A 17092-nucleotide genomic window follows, 5' to 3' on the forward strand; every position below is an offset into this window, starting at 1 on the left:
TCCGTACTTCAGAGTGCCGCCCCCGCCAGGGTGAGCCAGGCGACCGCCGCGTAACGCGCCAGCTTGCCGGTCAGAACCAGGAGGGAAAAGCGGATGAAACCGACCTGCAGTACGCCGCCGACCAGACAGAGCGGGTCGCCGATCACCGGCAGGAAGCTCAACAGAAGCGACCACGAGCCGAAGCGATCATAGAACCGCTCCGCCTTCTGCGTGGTCTGCTCGTCCATGCGCAGCACCCGACGCCTCAGGAAGTCGCCGCCATAGAGGCCGATCCAGTAGGTGCTGAGCGCTCCGAGGTAATTGCCGGCGGTGGCGACGAGGACCACGGCGACGGGATTTTCCCGCCCGATCAACAGCGCCACGACCAGCCACTCGGAGCCGAGCGGCAGCAGGGTGGCTGCCAGGAAACTCAGCAGAAACAGGGAGTAAAACCCGTAATTGACCAGCCACTCATGCATTCCGGTCAAATTAGCGGAAAGGGTGGTGATTGTCAAACAACATTGAATTAATTCGGGACTAAGTAAGTGCCGATACGGGCGGCGTGTCACAGGGGACGAGCAGGGGCAACTTTTTTGTTGACATTAGAGCGTGCGGGTAGCATAAACGCTGTCATGATCAACACCGGCTACTTTACCTTTACTAACTTTTACTTTTGGTACGGCTTTTATTTTAGGCCGTCGCCCCGGGTAGAGGTGTAATTTAGGTAGCAGGTACTAAATTCCGAACCGAAGCCGGGGTGGCAGGATTCTCCTCCCCCTTACGGTTCGGATAGCAGATTACCAGAACATCATACTAAGGGCCGGGGGAGCAATCCTTCCGGCCCTTTCGCTTTCGGGGACCAAAAGGAGCGTGAGTATGATCGTGGTAATGAAGGCAGGAGCGGCAAAGAAGGAACGGGACGCGGTAACGAAGAGGATCAAGGAGCTCGGCTACACCCCGCACATCATCCGGGGCACCACCCGCGACGTGATCGGTGCGGTCGGCGACGAGCGGGGCAAGAGCGTGCTGCAGTCGCTCGAATCGATGCAGGGCGTCGAGAGCGTGGTCCCCATCCTGCAGCCCTACAAACTGGCCTCCAAGGAAGTGAAGAAAGAGCCGAGTGTCGTGCGCATCTCCGACACCCTCGCCATCGGCGGCAAGGAACTGGTAGTCATGGCCGGCCCCTGTTCGGTGGAGAGCGAGGAGCAGATCATCGAATCCGCCAAGGCCGTCAAGGCCGCCGGTGCCCAGATGCTCAGGGGGGGCGCCTTCAAACCCCGCACCTCCCCCTACTCCTTCCAGGGTCTTGAAGAAGAAGGCCTCAAACTTCTCGCCAAGGCCCGCGACCTCACCGGCCTCCCCTTCGTCACCGAAGTCATCGATCCCGAAACCGTCGACCTGGTCGCCTCCTACTCCGACATGCTTCAGATCGGTGCGCGCAACGCGCAGAACTTCGCCCTCTTGAAGAAAGTCGGGCAGATCAACAAGCCGATCCTGTTGAAGCGCGGCATGTCCATGACCATCCAGGAATTCCTGATGAGCGCCGAGTACATCATGAGTGAGGGGAACCAGTCGGTGATCCTGTGCGAGCGCGGCATCAGGACCTTCGAGACCGCCACCAGGAACACCCTCGACCTCTCCGCCATCCCGGTTCTGAAGAACAAGACCCATCTCCCGATCGTCATCGATCCCTCCCACGGCACCGGCAACTACCACTACATCGCGCCGATGTCCTATGCCGCGGTTGCCGCAGGCGCCGATGGTCTGATCATCGAAGTGCATCCCGATCCCGAGAAGGCGTCCTCGGACGGGCCGCAGTCTTTGAAGCCGAAGAAGTTCCAGGCACTGATGGACCGTCTGAAACTGTTCGCGGAGGCGGCGGATAAGACGCTGTAAAGCAGAGGCAGGGGCTAGGCACTGGGGGGCGGGAAGATAATTCCCTCCCCCGGAGGGGGAGGGTCAGGGAGGGGGCGCTTAGCGACTCTTTCAGGCTATCCCCCCTCCCAACCTCCCCCCTCCGGGGGGAGGAGCGCTGCCAGTTCATCAACTAGCAGTGGCAACGACTGGCACCGCATACATTTTAAGGTATGCTCTCCGGGTACTTGCACTGGAGGAGGTGAATCATGCCCGTCCTGCGTCCCTTGCTGATCCTTCTGTTTCTTGTCGCCATCGCTGCCGCACCGTCCGAGGGCGCCCGGCGCGGTGTCCCCGCACGCGACGCCGCATCCGCCGGTGAACAGGAGGTGCTGAAGGACTTCGAGGCCATCCTCGACCTCTGGCGCGACGGCAGGTACGAGGAACTTTACCAGCGCACCAGCGGCGGCAAAGACGGCAAAGAGAAGTTCGCGAACCGCCTCGCCTCCGCACCGCGCAAGCCCGCCTGTTGCTGGGAGAAGATCCAGGAGCCCAGGGTCTCGCTGAAAAGTGGCAAAAGCGCCGTCGTGCAGGCACGCCTCGGCTTCGAGGTCAGCACACCCGGCACCGAATTCGTTACCAAGTCCATCCATCTCAAGCGGGAAGGTTCCGGTTGGAGCATAGCCCAGTCCGATCTCTACTCGTTAGCGGATCTCACCAGCAAGAAGCGCAGGTACAAGTACCTCCCCATCCAGCCCAAGAAGTAGCCCTCCCCGGAGGAGGGGACTGGCTCCGCCAGGTGCCTGTCCCCTTAGTGTTTGGGAAGCTGGCTAAGCTGAAATGAGCTCCGCAAGAGGGACAGGCACCTAACGGAGCCAGCCCCTTCTGCCATGCACGTGACCTAACGTCCCCCCCTTTTGCGAAGGGGGGACAGGGGGGATTTGAGCCCCTGCCCGTTGCCCCTTGACCCGTGCCCCCCCTTCCGGTACTCTAGGCAGATGTCATTAAAATCAAACGCCGTCGTTACCAATAAACCCGAACTACTCTCACCCGCAGGCTCGCTGGAAGCCTTTTTCGCCGCCATGGAGAACGGCGCCGACGCGGTCTACGCCGGTTTGCGTGACTTCTCCGCGCGCGCCAAGGCGAAGAACTTCACCCTCTCCCAGATGGAGCGCATGACCGCCTATGCCCACGCCCACGGCAGGAAGGTCTACGTCACCCTCAACACCCTCGTCAAAGAAAACGAGCTGCCGCTGTTGGTCGACAACCTGGCCGCCCTGGAGGCGATGCGGGTGGACGGCGTGATCCTGCAGGACATGGCGGTGGCGCGCCTGGCGCGGGAATTCTTCCCGGGCATTCCGCTGCACGCATCCACGCAGATGACCATCCACAACTCGCTGGGTGTGCGCCAGCTCGAGGAGCTCGGTTTCGAACGCGTGGTGCTGGCCCGCGAGCTGCACATCGACGAGATAAAGTCGATCGTGGCGTCAAGCCGCGCCGAGATCGAGTGCTTCATCCACGGCGCCCTCTGCTTCTCCATTTCCGGCCAATGCTTCTTCTCCTCGTTCCTGGGCGGACACAGCGGCAACCGCGGGCGCTGCGCGCAGCCCTGCCGCCGCCAGTACAAGCATAAGGGAAAGGAAGGGTACTACCTCTCCACCAACGACTTCTCCAGCATCGAGATGATCCCGCAGCTCATCGAGGCGGGCGTCCATTCCCTGAAGATCGAGGGGCGGATGAAATCGGCGGAGTACGTCGCGAGCGTCATCGGCGCCTACCGCATGGTACTCGACGCGGCGCCGGGCGAGCATGCGGCCAAGGTGGCCCAAGCCAAGGAGCTCCTGAAACTCTCCTTCGGGCGGGTGCCGACCAAGGGCTTCCTCGCCTCGCACAACCCGACCGACATCTCCACCCCCTCCATCAAGGGAGCGACCGGACGCTACCTCGGCGACATCAGGGAGATCCGCGGCAACCGGATCAGCTTCGACACCAAGGACGCGCTGCACGTCGGCGATCGCATCCGGGTCCAGCCCAAGAGCGACATGGCCGGCCGCGCCTTCACCATCAAGGAGCTCTACCTGGGCGGCAAGAAGATTATGAACGCCAAGGCGAACACCCTGGTGTCGACGCCTTCTCCCTTCCCGTTCAAGCTGGGCGACTCGGTGTTCAAGGTCTCTTCCGAGACCGCTTTCACCATGAGCGAGAACGCCTGCCTGAGGCGGCTGGAAGGGGTGAAGGGAGGCAGCATCCCCTGCCGGCTCACCCTCTCCTACCAGGACCAGAAGCTGAAGATCGACGCCAAGGTGCTCGGCTGCGACCTCACCACCGAATTCGAACTGGGCGAATTGGAGCCCTCGCGCACCAGCGATATGGAGGGTGTGCTGCGCGCGCAGTTCTCCAAAAGCGGCGACACCCAGTTCACCCTGGCCTCGCTGTCGGCCCCGGACTTCCCCGCGCTGATGATCCCTCCCCCCGTCCTCAAGGACATCCGGCGCCGCTTCTACGCCTGGCTTGCCGAGCAGTCGCTGGGTGCGCTCAAGGACAGGAGCGCCCAGAACCGGGACAAGGCGCTCGCTGCCCTGGTCGGCAAACGCACGGCACCGTTTCGGGGCAAGGAAGAACTGGCGGTGAAGCTCGAGCACGTCAAGGACTGGCACGAATTGCACCGCGACCTGGTCGACACGGTGATACTGCCGGTCTCCAAGGCGAACCTGCATCAGTTCGGCCCCTTCGCCCGCAAGCTCAAAGGAAGCGAGCACAAGGTCATCTGGCAGCTCCCCTTCATCATCTTCGAAGCGGACCTCCCCTTCTACCGCGACGCGGTGCAGGGCATACTCCAGGCCGGCTTCAAACGTTTCGAGCTCACCAACCTGTCCCAGTTCCAGTTCTTCAAAGGGACAGACGCGGAGCTCAACACCGACTACCGGCTCTTCTCGCTGAACAGCCAGGCGCTTCTGTCCTGGCAGGAGCTGGGGGTGTCCCGCGCCACCCTGTACATAGAGGACGACCGCGCCAACCTGGCACAGCTGCTTGCCAGCGACCTGAAGATCGAGCGAGGCGTGCTCCTCTACGCGCCGGTCCCGGTGATCACGTCCAAGATCGCCATCAAAGACATGAAGGGGGACGCGCCCCTCGCCTCGGACCGCGGCGACCTCTATTCGGTGAAGGTGAAGGACCACCTGACCGTGGTGAGCGCACAGACGCCGTTTGCCCTGACCCAGTACCGAAACGACCTGCGCGGGCTCGGCTGCGGCAAGTTCCTGCTCGACCTCTCGGGGCTGCAGCAGCAGGAACGCGACCGGGTGCTGGAGGCGTTCCGCAAGGGGATCGCCGTTCCAGGCGCTTCGGAATTCAACTTCAGCACCGGACTGGTGTAAGCCATGGGGATCATCGACAGGCTCAAGGACCGCATCCAGGACCGGCTCAACGATCCCGCGTTCATGGGGCTGGTACAGGAGCAGAGTCTCAAGGATCTCCTGTTGCGCCGGGAATTCCGGATCACCCAGGAGTACCTGCAGCGCGAGTTCCTGGACAAGGCGCTGGACGACGAGCTGATTGAGTTCAGGCTGATCATCGAAAACGGGTACTGCGAGGTCTCCGGCCGACTCAAGAAACGGCTGGTCCCTTTCGCCATCCCCTTTTCCGCCAGCTTCACGCTGGAAGGGATCGAGTTCAGCGCCGCGCGTAAGTGCGTATTTCTCAAGCTTGGCCCGGTTGCGCCGCTCGATCTCGACTGGCTGACCAGGAAGGTGGTGCAGAGGATACCGTTCTTGAGCATGATGGGTGAATTGCTGGTGTGCGACCTGAACCGGGTGCCGCGGCTCGCCGAACTGTTCGCCCACCGGGTGAAGGGGATCAGCATCTGGGATTACATTACATTGAAGGAACTCTGGTTTAAGCAGGGTGAAATAGGAGGAAGGGTGGGGGTGGTTCTATGACAGATTACTTGGTGCGCGCCATAGCCAAATCCGGGAGCGTAAGGGCCCTTACCTGCGTTACCACCAACACGGTCAGCGAGGTGTGCCGGCGCCACGGCACCCTGCCGACGGCAACCGCCGCATTGGGACGCGCCCTTACCGCAGGCGCGCTCATGGGTGCCATGCTGAAGAGCGGCCAGCGGGTGGCGATGCGCTTCGAGGGGAACGGCCCACTGAAGAAGATCGTCATCGAGGCGGACAGCGACGGCAGCGTGCGCGGCTACGTCGGCGACACGCAGGTGCACATGCTTCGTCCCGACGGCGCCCTCGACGTGCCCAATGCCCTGGGACGCGCGGGCTTTCTCACCGTCGCCAAAGATCTCGGGCTCAAGGAGCCCTATCGCGGCACCGTTCAGCTTTACACCAGCGGCATAGCGGAAGACTTGGCCCTCTACCTGGTGGAGTCCGAGCAGATCCCGTCGGCCGTGGGCATCGCCGAATTCATCGAGCAGGATGGCGAAGTGACCGCGTGCGGCGGTTTCCTGATTCAGGCCATACCGCCGCTCGATCCTCTGGTGGTAGAGGAGTTGATGGATCACATCGACAAGCTCCCCCCTTTGAGCGAACTGCTGCGCGGCGGTAAGACGCCCGAAGAGATCATGGAGATGCTTCTCTCCGGCATGGAGTACGACATCCTGGAGAAGCGCGCCGTCGGGTTTGCCTGCAGCTGCAGCCGCGAGCGCATCGAGCGGGTGCTCATTTCGATGGGGACGAAGGAACTGAGTTCGATACTCAAAGAGCAGCATGGCGCCGAGGTTACCTGCGAATTCTGCGGCGAGCGCTACCGCTTCAGCGAGGCCGACCTCGAGCGGCTGATTGCTGAAGTCGAGCCTTCCTAAATTCCAAAAGGCATTAACGCAAAGGCGCAAAGGCGCTAAGTCGCAAAGAGAAGAATCCGCGTAATCTTGTACAAGGCTATCTCTTGGCGCCTTTGCGGCTCTGCGTTGAGCCGTTTTTTTTGATCTGCGTTATACTTACCGGTGCCGCTTCACATTAAGTTGTTCCGGGAGGTGCCCCATGAGAATCCACGACATCAGCGTAGCGCTGTCACCCGATCTCCCTTCCTACCCCGGGGACCCCTCTATCAGCGTGGAGCCCTGGCACCGCATCGCCAAGGGCGACACCGCCAACCTTTCCCGCATCACGATGGGCACCCACTCCGGTACCCATATAGATCCTCCCCGCCATTTCAACGATGCCGGCATAACGGTCGACGAGATCCCGCTCGACCTGCTCATCGGGCAGGCACGGGTGGTGGAAATCCCCCGCGCCAAAAAGATCGGCCGCGACGAACTGGAGGCGCTGGAGTTGAAGGGAGTGGAAAGGCTGCTGATCAAAACCGGCAACTCCGAATTCTGGAAAGACAACACCTTTCATGACGACTTCGCTGCTCTCACGGCGGAGGGGGCGCACTACCTGCACCACTTGAAGGTAAAACTGGTGGCGGTCGACTATCTTTCGGTGGAACCGATGGACGGGGACGGCGAGGTGCATCGGATTCTTCTGAACGGAGGCATCCCCGTTATCGAAGGAGTCAACCTTGCCGGCGTTCCGGCGGGATATTACCAGTTGATCTGCCTGCCGTTGAAGCTGAAGGACGGAGACGGGGCGCCGGTTCGTGCGCTATTGATCGACAATCCCGATGCTACCGGGCAGCAAGCCTTCGACCCGCACACCAGCAGGTGGCCTCTTTCGTAAGCGTAGTTAGGGGGTGGGGACAGGCTCCGTCAGGTGCCTGTCCCCTTTTTCATTCACGTCGGCAGGCCGAAGCCCGTATCGAGAATTTACATAACCTTCTGCTTCTTGCAGCATTCCTTCTGGACCGGTTGGTCCGCAGGGGCCTGATCCTGCTGCAGCTTCGCGCACTTGGCGCAACCAGCCACCGGAGCGGCCTGAGCACCCTTCAGTTTCTGGCACTTGTCGCAAGCCGGCTGAGTTGCGGCATCCTTCTTCGGGCAGTTGTCGCACGGCACGGCAGCACCCTTGGCGCATTTGTCGCAATTGGGCTGAGCTGCGGCATCCTTTTTCGGGCAGTTGTCGCACGGCGCCTGCTGCTGGGCCTGCTGCATCTTGGCGCAGTTGCCGCATTTGGGCTGCACCGGTGTCTGCTCATCGCCCCAGACCGCAAAGGCTCCCGCCACCAGCAATACCACCGGAACCAGCATCAGTAACAACGTCTTCTTCATAATTACCCTCCGTATTACGATTAGTGAAAAAACCTGTCTAACAGGGATAAAGGGGATAAAAGGGATAAGACCTAAACTTCTTAGGTTTTTCCTTTGTCTTCGCCGTTATCCCCTGCATCCCTTTTATCCCTGTTACTATGCTGTTGCGTCTTTCTCCTGCTGCTCGAACGCCCCTTCCGGTGCGGCCTCCAGGAAATCCGCATCAAGCGGCGCCACCGCTTCTATGATCTTGCCGCGCGGCCCGGTGAAGCGCATGGCCCGGCAATGCAGCATCATCCTGCTGGCGGGAATGCCGCCGTAGCTCTCGTCGCCGATGATGGGAAAGCCGGAATGGGCCAGGTGCACGCGGATCTGGTGGGTCCGCCCGGTAAGCGGCTTCGCCTCGATGGCGGTCACCCCGCGCCCTTCGCCCAAAACGTTGAACACGGTGCGCGCCGGCTTGCCCCTGTGCGACACGCCGTAACGGAACTTGCTGACCCGGTCCAGCGGCGCATCGACCTTCCAGCTCTGCTGATCCGGCGATCCCGACACCAGCGCCCAATAGGTCTTCTGCACCTTCCCTTCCTTGAGAAGGTTGGAAATCAGCGTCGCCGCCTGCTTGTGCTTGGGGAAGAACATGACGCCGCTGGTGCCGCGGTCCAGGCGGTGCACCACGCGGGACGGATCCCGCAGTCCGATGCTCTTCATGTAACACTCGACGGCGTACTCCACTGTCCCCTTTAACTGGTACGGCGTGCGCTGGCTGTTGACACCTACCGCCTTGTACACGGCGAGGAAGTCCTTGTCCTCGTACAGCAGTTCGTGCTTCTGGTACACGAGGTCGATGCAGCGCTCCGCCTCCATCAGTCCCAGGGCTACCTCGTCCCCCTCTTTCACCTGACGGGATGCGACCCGGACCAGCACCTGGTTGATGTTGCAGCCGCCCCAGTCGATCACTCGGCGGATCTCACCCTTGGAGAGCTGGGGGAACAGCAGTTTGGCTGCGTCATCGAGCCTGAGTCCCGCCTGCTCAGCGTCTATCCGTGCGGTCAGTATCATGCCAGGTGCCTCTGGGCGCGCAAAAGCGCCACGATGGTCTTGCCGTCGGTGATGCTGCCGTCGATGGCCATGGCCAGGGCCTGGTCAAACGGGATCTTCTGGCAGGAAATCTCCTCGTACGCTTCCGGTGCGGCCTCCCCCTGGGACAGGCCGGTGGCGAGGTAGAGATGAACCACCTCGTCGAAGACGCCCGGCGAAGGATGGACGATGCCGAGGGAAACGATGCTCTTTGCCACCAGCCCGGTCTCCTCCATCAGCTCGCGCGCAGCGCAAAGTTGCGGGTCCTCTCCGGGGGCGAGCCTCCCGGCGGGGATTTCCAGCAGGAAGTCGTCCACCGCGGGACGCAGTTGCCGGATCAGGGTCACGCAGCCGTCGTCGTGCAGCGCGAGAACGCCGGCGCCGCCGGGATGACGGATCACCTGGTAGGTGTACCACCCCTGTTTGCCGATGAGCACGTCCATCTGCTCGATGCCGACCACGAGGCCGTTGAAAAGCATTGCCCTGTTCTTCGTCTCCATGAATCCCCCAAGGGTAGATACATACCATTTCCGTGATGGATTTGACAAAAGATAAATGCGGCGGGAACGCAAGCGACCGCTACGGCAAGGCCGGCGCCTGCCCGGCGAACGGGGAAAAACAATAAAACGGTGGATTATGTCACGGTCATCTGGTAACCTCTGGAGCTTATGTCCAAAATAATGCGAGGTGAACAATATGGCACAAGCTAAAGACGGGGACCGCGTAAAGGTTCATTATACTGGGAGACTTGACGACGGCACCGTGTTCGACTCTTCCGAGTGCGGCGAGGACGATTGCGGCTGCGGCCACGGCCCGCTTGAATTCGTCATCGGCTCCGGCCAGGTCATTCCTGGTTTCGATGCGGGGGTCAAAGGGCTTTCCGTGGGCGAATCCAAGACCATCCACATCCCCGTGGACGAAGCGTACGGCGAGAGGATGGAAGAGATGGTGGCGGTGGTGCCGCGCGGCGACCTCCCCCCGGAGATGAAACCCGAAGTCGGACAGCAGTTGGAAGTGACCCAGGAAGACGGCCAGATCTTCAACGTGATGGTGACCGAGGTGACCGACGCAACCATCACCATCGACGCCAACCATCCGCTGGCAGGCCAGGCACTCAACTTCGACCTGAAGCTGGTTGAGATCCTCTAGTAAAATCAGAAACCAGCCCATCCGGACAACAAAAAATCCCCTCCCGAAAAGGAGGGGATTTTTTTGTATCCCGGTACGACGTCGAAAGACAGGATCTAGTTCTCGGTCATGAAGTGCTGCTCGTACAGGTCTTCCAGTTCCTGGAGGTGGCGGGACTCGTCCGCAAGCATCTTTTTGAACAGGACGGCCATGGGAGCCCCCTCGCAGCCGCGGGACATCCGGTCGTAAAAGTCGATGGAGCCCTTCTCCAGGTGAATGGCGTAGGCCATGGCGTCACGTGCTGTGGAATCGGGGCGGAGTTCCTTCTTCGGCAGCACGTAGTCGAGGTTCATGGTGGGAACCGGCTGGTGCAGCCCTTCTCCCCCTTTCATCTCCCCTTCGACCAGCGCCTTCTCCAACTGGTGCTTGTGCTCCAGCTCGTCGAAAGCGGCTTCTTTGATGATCTGGCGGGCAGCCTTGTCCTTGACGATGCGCAGCGCGGCTAGATAAGCGCGAAAGCCCTCGTTTTCCATCTGGGCGGCCATTTCGATCGCAGCTTCAAATGTGTAACAGACATCACCTTGCTCAGCCATGGCGGGTCTCCTCTAGTCTTTGTTGTGAAAGGCTTTTTAACACAAGAAAACCCTGAACACAAGATTTTGTATACAGTTTGTTGCCCGAATGGAGAATCCAGGAACACCTGCTACACTATCCGCTGTTATCATTAATCCAGAACCCGGTGCTGGTTACTGGCGGCAGATGCGGTGGAGGCGTGTATGTTGATCTTTCTGGCGGGCGGCACGGGTTTCGTGGGAGGGCATGTAAGAGAGGCGCTTCTGGCGCGGGGACACAGCTTGAGGCTGTTGGTGCACCGCAGAAGCCTGGGGAGCATCGAGCCCGACGTCGAGGAGATCGTGGGAGACGTCACCCGGCCGGAAAGCTTCGAGGAGGCGGTGCGCGGCTGCGACGCCACCATCAACCTGGTCGGGATCATCAGGGAATTCTCCGGGCGCGGGGTCACCTTCCAGCGCCTGCACATAGAGGCCACCCGCAACATCCTGGCCGCGGCGAAGAAAGGCGACGTGAGGCGCCACCTGCAGATGTCCGCGCTGGGCACCCGTGCCGAGAGCACCGCCCGCTACTTCAAAAGCAAGTACCAGGCGGAAGAACTGGTGCGCCAGTCGGGACTCGACTACACCATCTTCCGTCCCTCCATCATCTTCGGCCCCAAAGATGAATTCATCAACATGCTGGCCGGCTACATGCGCACCTTCCCCGCCATGCCCGTCATAGGCGACGGGAACTACCAGCTGCAGCCCATCTCCGCCGACGACGTCGCCCGCTGCTTTGCCGACTCCCTTGAAAAGCCGGAGACCGTTGGGCAGGAGTACGATCTGTGCGGTCCCGACCGTTACACCTACAACGAGCTCCTCGACATCATCGGGCGTGTTCTGGGCAAAAGCCACGTCGCCAAGATAAAGAATCCGTTGTCCCTCATGCGCCTGGTGGTTCCCTTCTTCGAGGGCTTTTCCTTCTTCCCCATCACCTCCGATCAGATCGCCATGCTGGTGCAGGGCAGCACCTGTGACGGCAGCTGGCGCAGGACCTTCCATTTCGAGCCCGTCAACTTCGAACCCGGCATCCGCAGCTACCTCAAATAGTTCAACGGCTTTGTCACCCAAAGCCGCAGAGGCGCAAAGAAAGAACCAACTTCATAAACAAACAGGGATAGAGGGGATAAAAGGGATACAACCAAATCGTGGTTGGTCATCCCCTTTATCCCTTTTATCCCTGTTAAACGTTTTAAGCCTTGCTTTTCTTTGCGCCTTGGCGGCTTTGCGTGAGGTCGGTTTTGACTCTCCTTTGTCTTTCACGTATAGTAAGGCACTTTTTCTCAAGGAGAGTCATGCATGGGCGAGACAGTAAGATTCGGCATTTCCATGGACGACCAGTTGCTGGAGAGCTTCGACCGGCTTATCGAACAAAAAGGGTACGCCAACCGCTCCGAGGCGATCCGCGACCTGATCCGGGCCGCCCAGGTCGAGCTCGACTGGGAAGAAGGTGAAAAGGAAGGAGTCGGCACGGTAACCCTGGTCTACAACCACCACGTGCGCGATCTTTCCGATAAGCTGACCGAGCATCAGCACGCCCACCACGACCAGATCATATCGGCGCTGCACGTACACCTCGATGCCCACAACTGTCTGGAAGTCCTGGTTGTGCGCGGCAAGGCCCGCGACGTGCGCCGCATCGCCGATGAACTGATCGGCGTCAAAGGCGTGAAGCACGGCAAACTCGTCATGACCACCACCGGCGAAGGACTCCACTAAGGCTAACACCCGTTCTACGTTCTACGTTCAAAACCGCTTTCCCCTCAGCTTTTTCTGCCGGCACCACGTCCCCGCCCCCGGAGGGGGAGGGTCAGGGAGGGGGAATACGGCCCGACATCTCAGAGAAGAAGGCAGCATGATCAAAGACGACCACTACTGGATGGGCAAGGCCATCGACCAGGCCCGAAAGGCCGAGTCGATCGGCGAGGTACCCATCGGTGCCGTGATAGTGAAAGACGGGGCCGTGATCGCGCGCGGGCACAACCTGCGCGAAAGCAAACAGGACCCTTCCGCCCACGCCGAGATGATCGCCATACGCAAAGCGGCAAAGAAGCTCGCCAGTTGGCGCCTCACCGGCGCCACCCTCTACGTCACCCTCGAGCCCTGCACCATGTGCATGGGAGCCATAATCCTCTCGCGACTGGACCGCGTCGTCTTCGGCAGCTACGACCCCAAAGGGGGCGCGGCGGGATCGCTCTTCGACTTCTCCGATGACAAGCGGCTGAACCACAGCGTCGTTCTCACCCCCGGCGTACGTGGCGAGGAAACCTCGCGTATGCTCTCCTGTTTTTTCGCAAACTTACGCGCGCAGAAAAAACAGGAGAAAAAGTCCCTCAACAGCTGAGAAAAAAAGAGAAAAAAAGCCCTAAACCTTTTCGGAGCTTGAGCCGAAAATTTAGGACAACCAATCTTTTTTCTACGGCTTTGAGAGGGGCCTATGCAAATTGAAGAAATCACCCCGAACGCCATCATGGCGACGCACCATGAGATAACCCGGCTGGCGACCTATACCGAGGAGTTGCTGCAGGGGACCATTGCCTCGGAAGATCATTCGCGCCACAAACTCACCGCCGTGCTCAGGGTATACAGCGAGCTCGGTCTTATCTGGCGCATCTTGTCGGAGATAGACACAAGGGGTGTTCTGACCAAGACACAGCGGCAATTTCTGCAGGATTTCTATGCGGGACTTACCTATTGAAGTCGGGGTACCACAACAGGGTTGAATTTCTCTTTGGAATAAGGTATATCTTTCTGCTCTGAGGAGCCTCGCTCCTTTGACAACAGCATATCCGGAGAGATGTCCGAGTGGTCGATGGTGCCTGACTCGAAATCAGGTGTACCGAAAGGTACCTAGGGTTCGAATCCCTATCTCTCCGCCAATAAAAACAAAGGGTTATGGTTATCGCCATAACCCTTTGTTTTTGCATTTTCCTCCGTGCAACCTCTCGTGCAACCTCTTCGACAGACCAACCTATCAAGTACCCATCAAGTAAACATCAACGCGAGAAACTATCCGATTCCATTGATGTTTTTCACCTCATAGCAGTATGGATTTTTCTGATATGGCCTTGAGCGTCAAGTAGCTATCAACTCCCCCCACCCGTAGGTGCTGCCCACCAGGGAACATATTTCATCAGCTTGGGGGCAGCCGTGACGTCATAGGGTACTATGGCTCCTGCGGCTACCGCCTCTTTGATGAGCCTTGACGCTACGGCCATGTTCTTTGGCTCTATACCGAACCGCTCCCTTAGGGATGTGTTGGTCAGATACTCCCTGTTGACGTACTTCAGGCATGCATGAAGGTAGCATGCTCGGACCCTATCCTCCTTGTCCATCTTGGTCAGCGTGCGATGCGCAAACAAAACCGCACGTGTATTGTCACCAGTCACCTCAAATACTGGAGCCGGGAGTTGAAAACATTCCGTCTGGAAAACGACCTTATCGACACCGCTGCCGCGCTCCTCACAAACCCCTATCCGCCGCAGAAATGATGCAAGCGCTTCATTTCTGGATCTCGGTGGAGTATCCAAAAAGCGGTCGATCTGCACAAGCGGTATGCCCGGGTTGCTGATCTCCATTCTGTCAGAGAAGATCTCGATCATGGGCCCGCTGCCCGTGACAAAAAAGTCTTGGTGGATAAGAGCGTTCGCCACCAGTTCGCGGACGGCGAGTTCAGGATACATTGGCACCGTCTTACGCAGTGCTTTCCCTATCACCTCATTGGACGGCAAAAGGGCGTTTATGTATCCGATCAAACCTTCGAACCCGCTTGCGTATCCTTTAGAGCCATCCTGTTCCCGAATGGTCTCAATCCTGCTGTTGTCTTTATAGGCAATGACGCGGACCGCCTTTCGCCGCAATGCGCGGAAGAGGTCCAACCTCTTGGCAAACAACATCGCGCCCAGGTTCATAATATTCCAGCGTCCTGCCTCCGTTCGTTGGATGAGGTCATCAGCCTCCAGGCTCTGGAGAACCCCATCCCGCGACTCCGGAAGCGGCAGCTTGAGCAGATCAAAGTACGCCGGGTAATCAAGGAGCTTGAGGACATCCTCGCCAGGAAGTTCCTCGCCGGCAACAAGATTTTCAAAGGGAATGTGATCGAATATCCGCCAAAGCTCACGCTCCTTTTCCGGGAAATCCTTCAGCTTCTTTTTGTACGATCCAACCCGAATGTACTCCTGATTTTGGAACTGCACGGGATGCCGGAAAGCTCTTCCGATTTCCAAAACGACCACCTTTTTCCCTTCGATCTCGACTTCGAAGAAACGAAAATGGATCTTCGGTGACAGCTGGTGCAACAGCCAGTTCTCCAGTTCTTCGTTGCCGATACGAGCTAACATTGGAGAAAAGTCGGTGCCTAGGATGTCATGGGTGGCGTTATCTATTCCCCACACCATGTAACCGAAAGCCTTCCCGGCCAAGACTGCTGAGTTGGCCAATGCCGAAAGATATTGCCCGACATCTTCCGGCGCCGCCTTGCTGACCTTGAACTCAAGCCACTCGGTTTCCTGCGGTAATTTACGAAATTCGCTTACCAGACTGATAAGGTATTCGGTGCTCCTATTTGCAGTCAAATTCATCACCCCGAGAGAGATTTCAAAAAGGTTTTGGCCATCCGGTGCACCAGCTTTATAAAGCACAGGTTAGAAATTGTAAAGGACATAGGAGATACCCTCATACCCCTTTTGTTAGCCTCCTTTCTGACCACTTGGAATACAGCTGTCACTATGAAACCGGCGTTGAGTAGACTTCACTCCAGCTTCACTTGATCGCTGCTCACTGCAGGCAAAAGTGTCCCGCCAAGAACAAAAATGGCTTCCTTTTATGACGTTGCCGCGACGGTACCGGCGGTACCGCAATAAAAACAGCCTCTTGAGGCTGTTTTTATTGCAGTACGGTACCATGCAACACCTTAAAAGGACGGATTTTCAAGCGACGGAAGTCGATAGGGCTGCGTCAGGTGTATATGCAGAACGGCTGGACTTTTGATCTAGACTCTATCGTGGTAGCCGTATAACTTTGGCGACAGGCTCAGCTACAGTAAGCATCGTTAGTTTGCGCTCCCAACTCTCCATTGCTTCTCGCTTCTCGCGATCATACGTGTAGCGGTTGTAGACGTGCCCCACTCCCTGTTTTTGACGAGTGATATGATTCTGCAACCTGTCAATCAACTCACCTGGCACCCCCATCTCCGCCCAGCAGGTTGCAGCGGTACGACGCAGGTCGTGAGGAACAAAGTGAGGGATCCCCAGGAGGTCTTCAACCCTGCTTTCGGGCCGGTGCGGCAAGTTGTCCTTTATGGCGCTTGTCAGGGTCCGAACCTCGAGGGGCTTCCCTTCGTTCCTGGGAGAGGGAAAGATATACTCTGTGGCGTCTCCGATTAGCTCTTGCGCCATCCTCGTCAGGTACACCCTGTGAGCCTGCTTATTTTTGGACCTCTCTCCGGGAACCATCCACCAGTCACCGTCGATCTCACGCCGATGCATACCGATCACTTCCCCAGGGCGCTGCCCTGTTACCAGTATCAATTTAAGAGCGCGTCGCACGCTATCGCTCATCCTTGCCTCGTCAAGGTTTCGCCAAAAAGTTCTGATTTCCGTCGCCGAAAGAACCCGTTCCCTGGAATGCTCTCGCTCAGGACGATCCATCCCCATGAACGGGTTCACCTCCAACACATCTCTCTTGACCGCATAGCTGAACATCTTGCGGGTATAGGCTAATAACCGATTGGCCATAACCGGAGCTCCTCGATCAGCGACCTCATCGAGAATCAAGACTAGATCCCGGCGCCGTATGTCGGTTATTTTCCGCTTTCCCCACTTGGGCAGTATGTTTGCCTTCAGGGCGCGCTCAATCTCCTTCCAGCCCCTGTTATGGTCCTTTGCGTGGCGCTGCAGGTACTCTTCTATAAAGTCCGCGACGAATGGAGTCCGTTTACGCTCTAGACGTTTCTCTTCCTCTAGGGCGCCAGGGTTCTTTCCGTTGTTGAGGATCTTGACGGCTTCCGCATGACGCTCCCTTGCCGTTTTGAGCGATACGTCCGGATAGGGGCCAAGAGCCAGTTCCCTGCGTTTCCCGTCGAAGGTGTAGATGAAGAGCCAGGTCTTGGCCGCCGATGGCATCACCCGAATTGCAAATCCGTTGCCTTCACGTTCGTAGTATTTGCCAGCCTTCGGCTTCAAGGCTTTTATGTACTTGTCGGTGAACATTTGACCTCCGCGGGGAAGAGGTTGCACGGTTTCGTGCAACCTCTCGTGCAACCTCTCGTGCAACCTCTGTGCAACCTCCTTGCGGTTAAAAA

Annotated in this window: 18 protein-coding genes and 1 tRNA gene; 12 read left to right on the forward strand and 7 right to left on the reverse strand. The window is 58.7% G+C overall.

Features of this window, described 5'->3' with window-relative positions:
- Positions 1-8: 8 nt before the first annotated feature.
- Positions 9-458, reverse strand: coding sequence for a YqaA family protein (locus tag KP004_RS17090; protein ID WP_216802670.1), 450 nt, complete (start codon positions 456-458; stop codon positions 9-11).
- 397 nt (positions 459-855) lie between these two features.
- Here KP004_RS17090 and aroF point away from each other — a divergent pair, with 397 nt between their 5' ends.
- From aroF to KP004_RS17120, 6 genes are all read left to right on the forward strand, one after another.
- A complete protein-coding gene (gene aroF, locus KP004_RS17095; protein ID WP_216799630.1) occupies positions 856-1875 on the forward strand; it encodes a 3-deoxy-7-phosphoheptulonate synthase in 1020 nt (339 codons plus the stop codon).
- 227 nt (positions 1876-2102) lie between these two features.
- Entirely contained in the window at positions 2103-2600 is a 498-nt protein-coding gene (locus KP004_RS17100; protein ID WP_216799631.1) for a hypothetical protein, read from the forward strand.
- Between the two features lie 231 nt (positions 2601-2831).
- Positions 2832-5210 (forward strand): peptidase U32 family protein, encoded by a 2379-nt coding sequence (locus KP004_RS17105; protein WP_216799632.1) that lies wholly within the window; start codon positions 2832-2834, stop codon positions 5208-5210.
- A gap of 3 nt (positions 5211-5213) precedes the next feature.
- On the forward strand, positions 5214-5771 hold the full coding sequence (locus KP004_RS17110; RefSeq protein WP_216799633.1) for a hypothetical protein: 558 nt from the start codon (positions 5214-5216) through the stop codon (positions 5769-5771).
- Positions 5768-6649, forward strand: a complete 882-nt coding sequence (gene hslO, locus KP004_RS17115) for an Hsp33 family molecular chaperone HslO (RefSeq protein ID WP_216799634.1) — start codon at positions 5768-5770, stop codon at positions 6647-6649. Before KP004_RS17110 ends, hslO begins: the two co-directional genes overlap by 4 nt.
- Positions 6650-6827: 178 nt before the next feature.
- Entirely contained in the window at positions 6828-7508 is a 681-nt protein-coding gene (locus KP004_RS17120) for a cyclase family protein (RefSeq protein ID WP_216799635.1), read from the forward strand.
- Between the two features lie 86 nt (positions 7509-7594).
- Here KP004_RS17120 and KP004_RS17125 read toward each other — a convergent pair whose 3' ends face one another.
- The 3 genes from KP004_RS17125 to KP004_RS17135 all read right to left on the reverse strand — a co-directional run bounded on the left by KP004_RS17125 (position 7595) and on the right by KP004_RS17135 (position 9552).
- Entirely contained in the window at positions 7595-7996 is a 402-nt protein-coding gene (locus tag KP004_RS17125) for a hypothetical protein (RefSeq protein ID WP_216799636.1), read from the reverse strand.
- A gap of 135 nt (positions 7997-8131) precedes the next feature.
- On the reverse strand, positions 8132-9034 hold the full coding sequence (locus tag KP004_RS17130; protein WP_216799637.1) for an RluA family pseudouridine synthase: 903 nt from the start codon (positions 9032-9034) through the stop codon (positions 8132-8134).
- Positions 9031-9552: an NUDIX hydrolase gene (locus KP004_RS17135; RefSeq protein WP_216799638.1), complete on the reverse strand. Its 522-nt coding sequence runs from the start codon at positions 9550-9552 to the stop codon at positions 9031-9033. Before KP004_RS17135 ends, KP004_RS17130 begins: the two co-directional genes overlap by 4 nt.
- Positions 9553-9748: 196 nt before the next feature.
- On the opposite strand from KP004_RS17135, the gene KP004_RS17140 reads away from it, so the two are divergent.
- Positions 9749-10201 (forward strand): FKBP-type peptidyl-prolyl cis-trans isomerase, encoded by a 453-nt coding sequence (locus KP004_RS17140; protein WP_216799639.1) that lies wholly within the window; start codon positions 9749-9751, stop codon positions 10199-10201.
- Between the two features lie 95 nt (positions 10202-10296).
- Here KP004_RS17140 and KP004_RS17145 read toward each other — a convergent pair whose 3' ends face one another.
- Positions 10297-10773 carry a ferritin family protein gene (locus KP004_RS17145; protein ID WP_199391207.1) on the reverse strand — a complete coding sequence of 159 codons (477 nt, stop codon included), beginning with the start codon at positions 10771-10773 and terminating at the stop codon, positions 10297-10299.
- A gap of 183 nt (positions 10774-10956) precedes the next feature.
- Here KP004_RS17145 and KP004_RS17150 point away from each other — a divergent pair, with 183 nt between their 5' ends.
- From KP004_RS17150 to KP004_RS17170, 5 genes are all read left to right on the forward strand, one after another.
- Positions 10957-11841 carry an SDR family oxidoreductase gene (locus KP004_RS17150; protein ID WP_216799640.1) on the forward strand — a complete coding sequence of 295 codons (885 nt, stop codon included), beginning with the start codon at positions 10957-10959 and terminating at the stop codon, positions 11839-11841.
- Positions 11842-12090: 249 nt separating this feature from the next.
- Positions 12091-12510, forward strand: coding sequence for a nickel-responsive transcriptional regulator NikR (gene nikR / locus KP004_RS17155; RefSeq protein WP_012531991.1), 420 nt, complete (start codon positions 12091-12093; stop codon positions 12508-12510).
- 136 nt (positions 12511-12646) lie between these two features.
- Entirely contained in the window at positions 12647-13135 is a 489-nt protein-coding gene (gene tadA / locus KP004_RS17160; protein ID WP_216799641.1) for a tRNA adenosine(34) deaminase TadA, read from the forward strand.
- 93 nt (positions 13136-13228) lie between these two features.
- Positions 13229-13489: a hypothetical protein gene (locus tag KP004_RS17165; protein WP_216799642.1), complete on the forward strand. Its 261-nt coding sequence runs from the start codon at positions 13229-13231 to the stop codon at positions 13487-13489.
- 93 nt (positions 13490-13582) lie between these two features.
- Positions 13583-13670 (forward strand) — tRNA-Ser (locus KP004_RS17170).
- A gap of 207 nt (positions 13671-13877) precedes the next feature.
- Here the strand turns inward: KP004_RS17170 and KP004_RS17175 are convergent.
- Both KP004_RS17175 and KP004_RS17180 read right to left on the reverse strand, forming a co-directional pair.
- Positions 13878-15371: an ATP-binding protein gene (locus KP004_RS17175; protein ID WP_239026843.1), complete on the reverse strand. Its 1494-nt coding sequence runs from the start codon at positions 15369-15371 to the stop codon at positions 13878-13880.
- 417 nt (positions 15372-15788) lie between these two features.
- Complete coding sequence (locus KP004_RS17180) at positions 15789-17000, reverse strand: tyrosine-type recombinase/integrase (RefSeq protein WP_216799643.1); 1212 nt, start codon at positions 16998-17000, stop codon at positions 15789-15791.
- Positions 17001-17092: the final 92 nt, after the last annotated feature.

The organism is Geomonas oryzisoli (assembly GCF_018986915.1).
GTDB lineage: Bacteria > Desulfobacterota > Desulfuromonadia > Geobacterales > Geobacteraceae > Geomonas > Geomonas oryzisoli.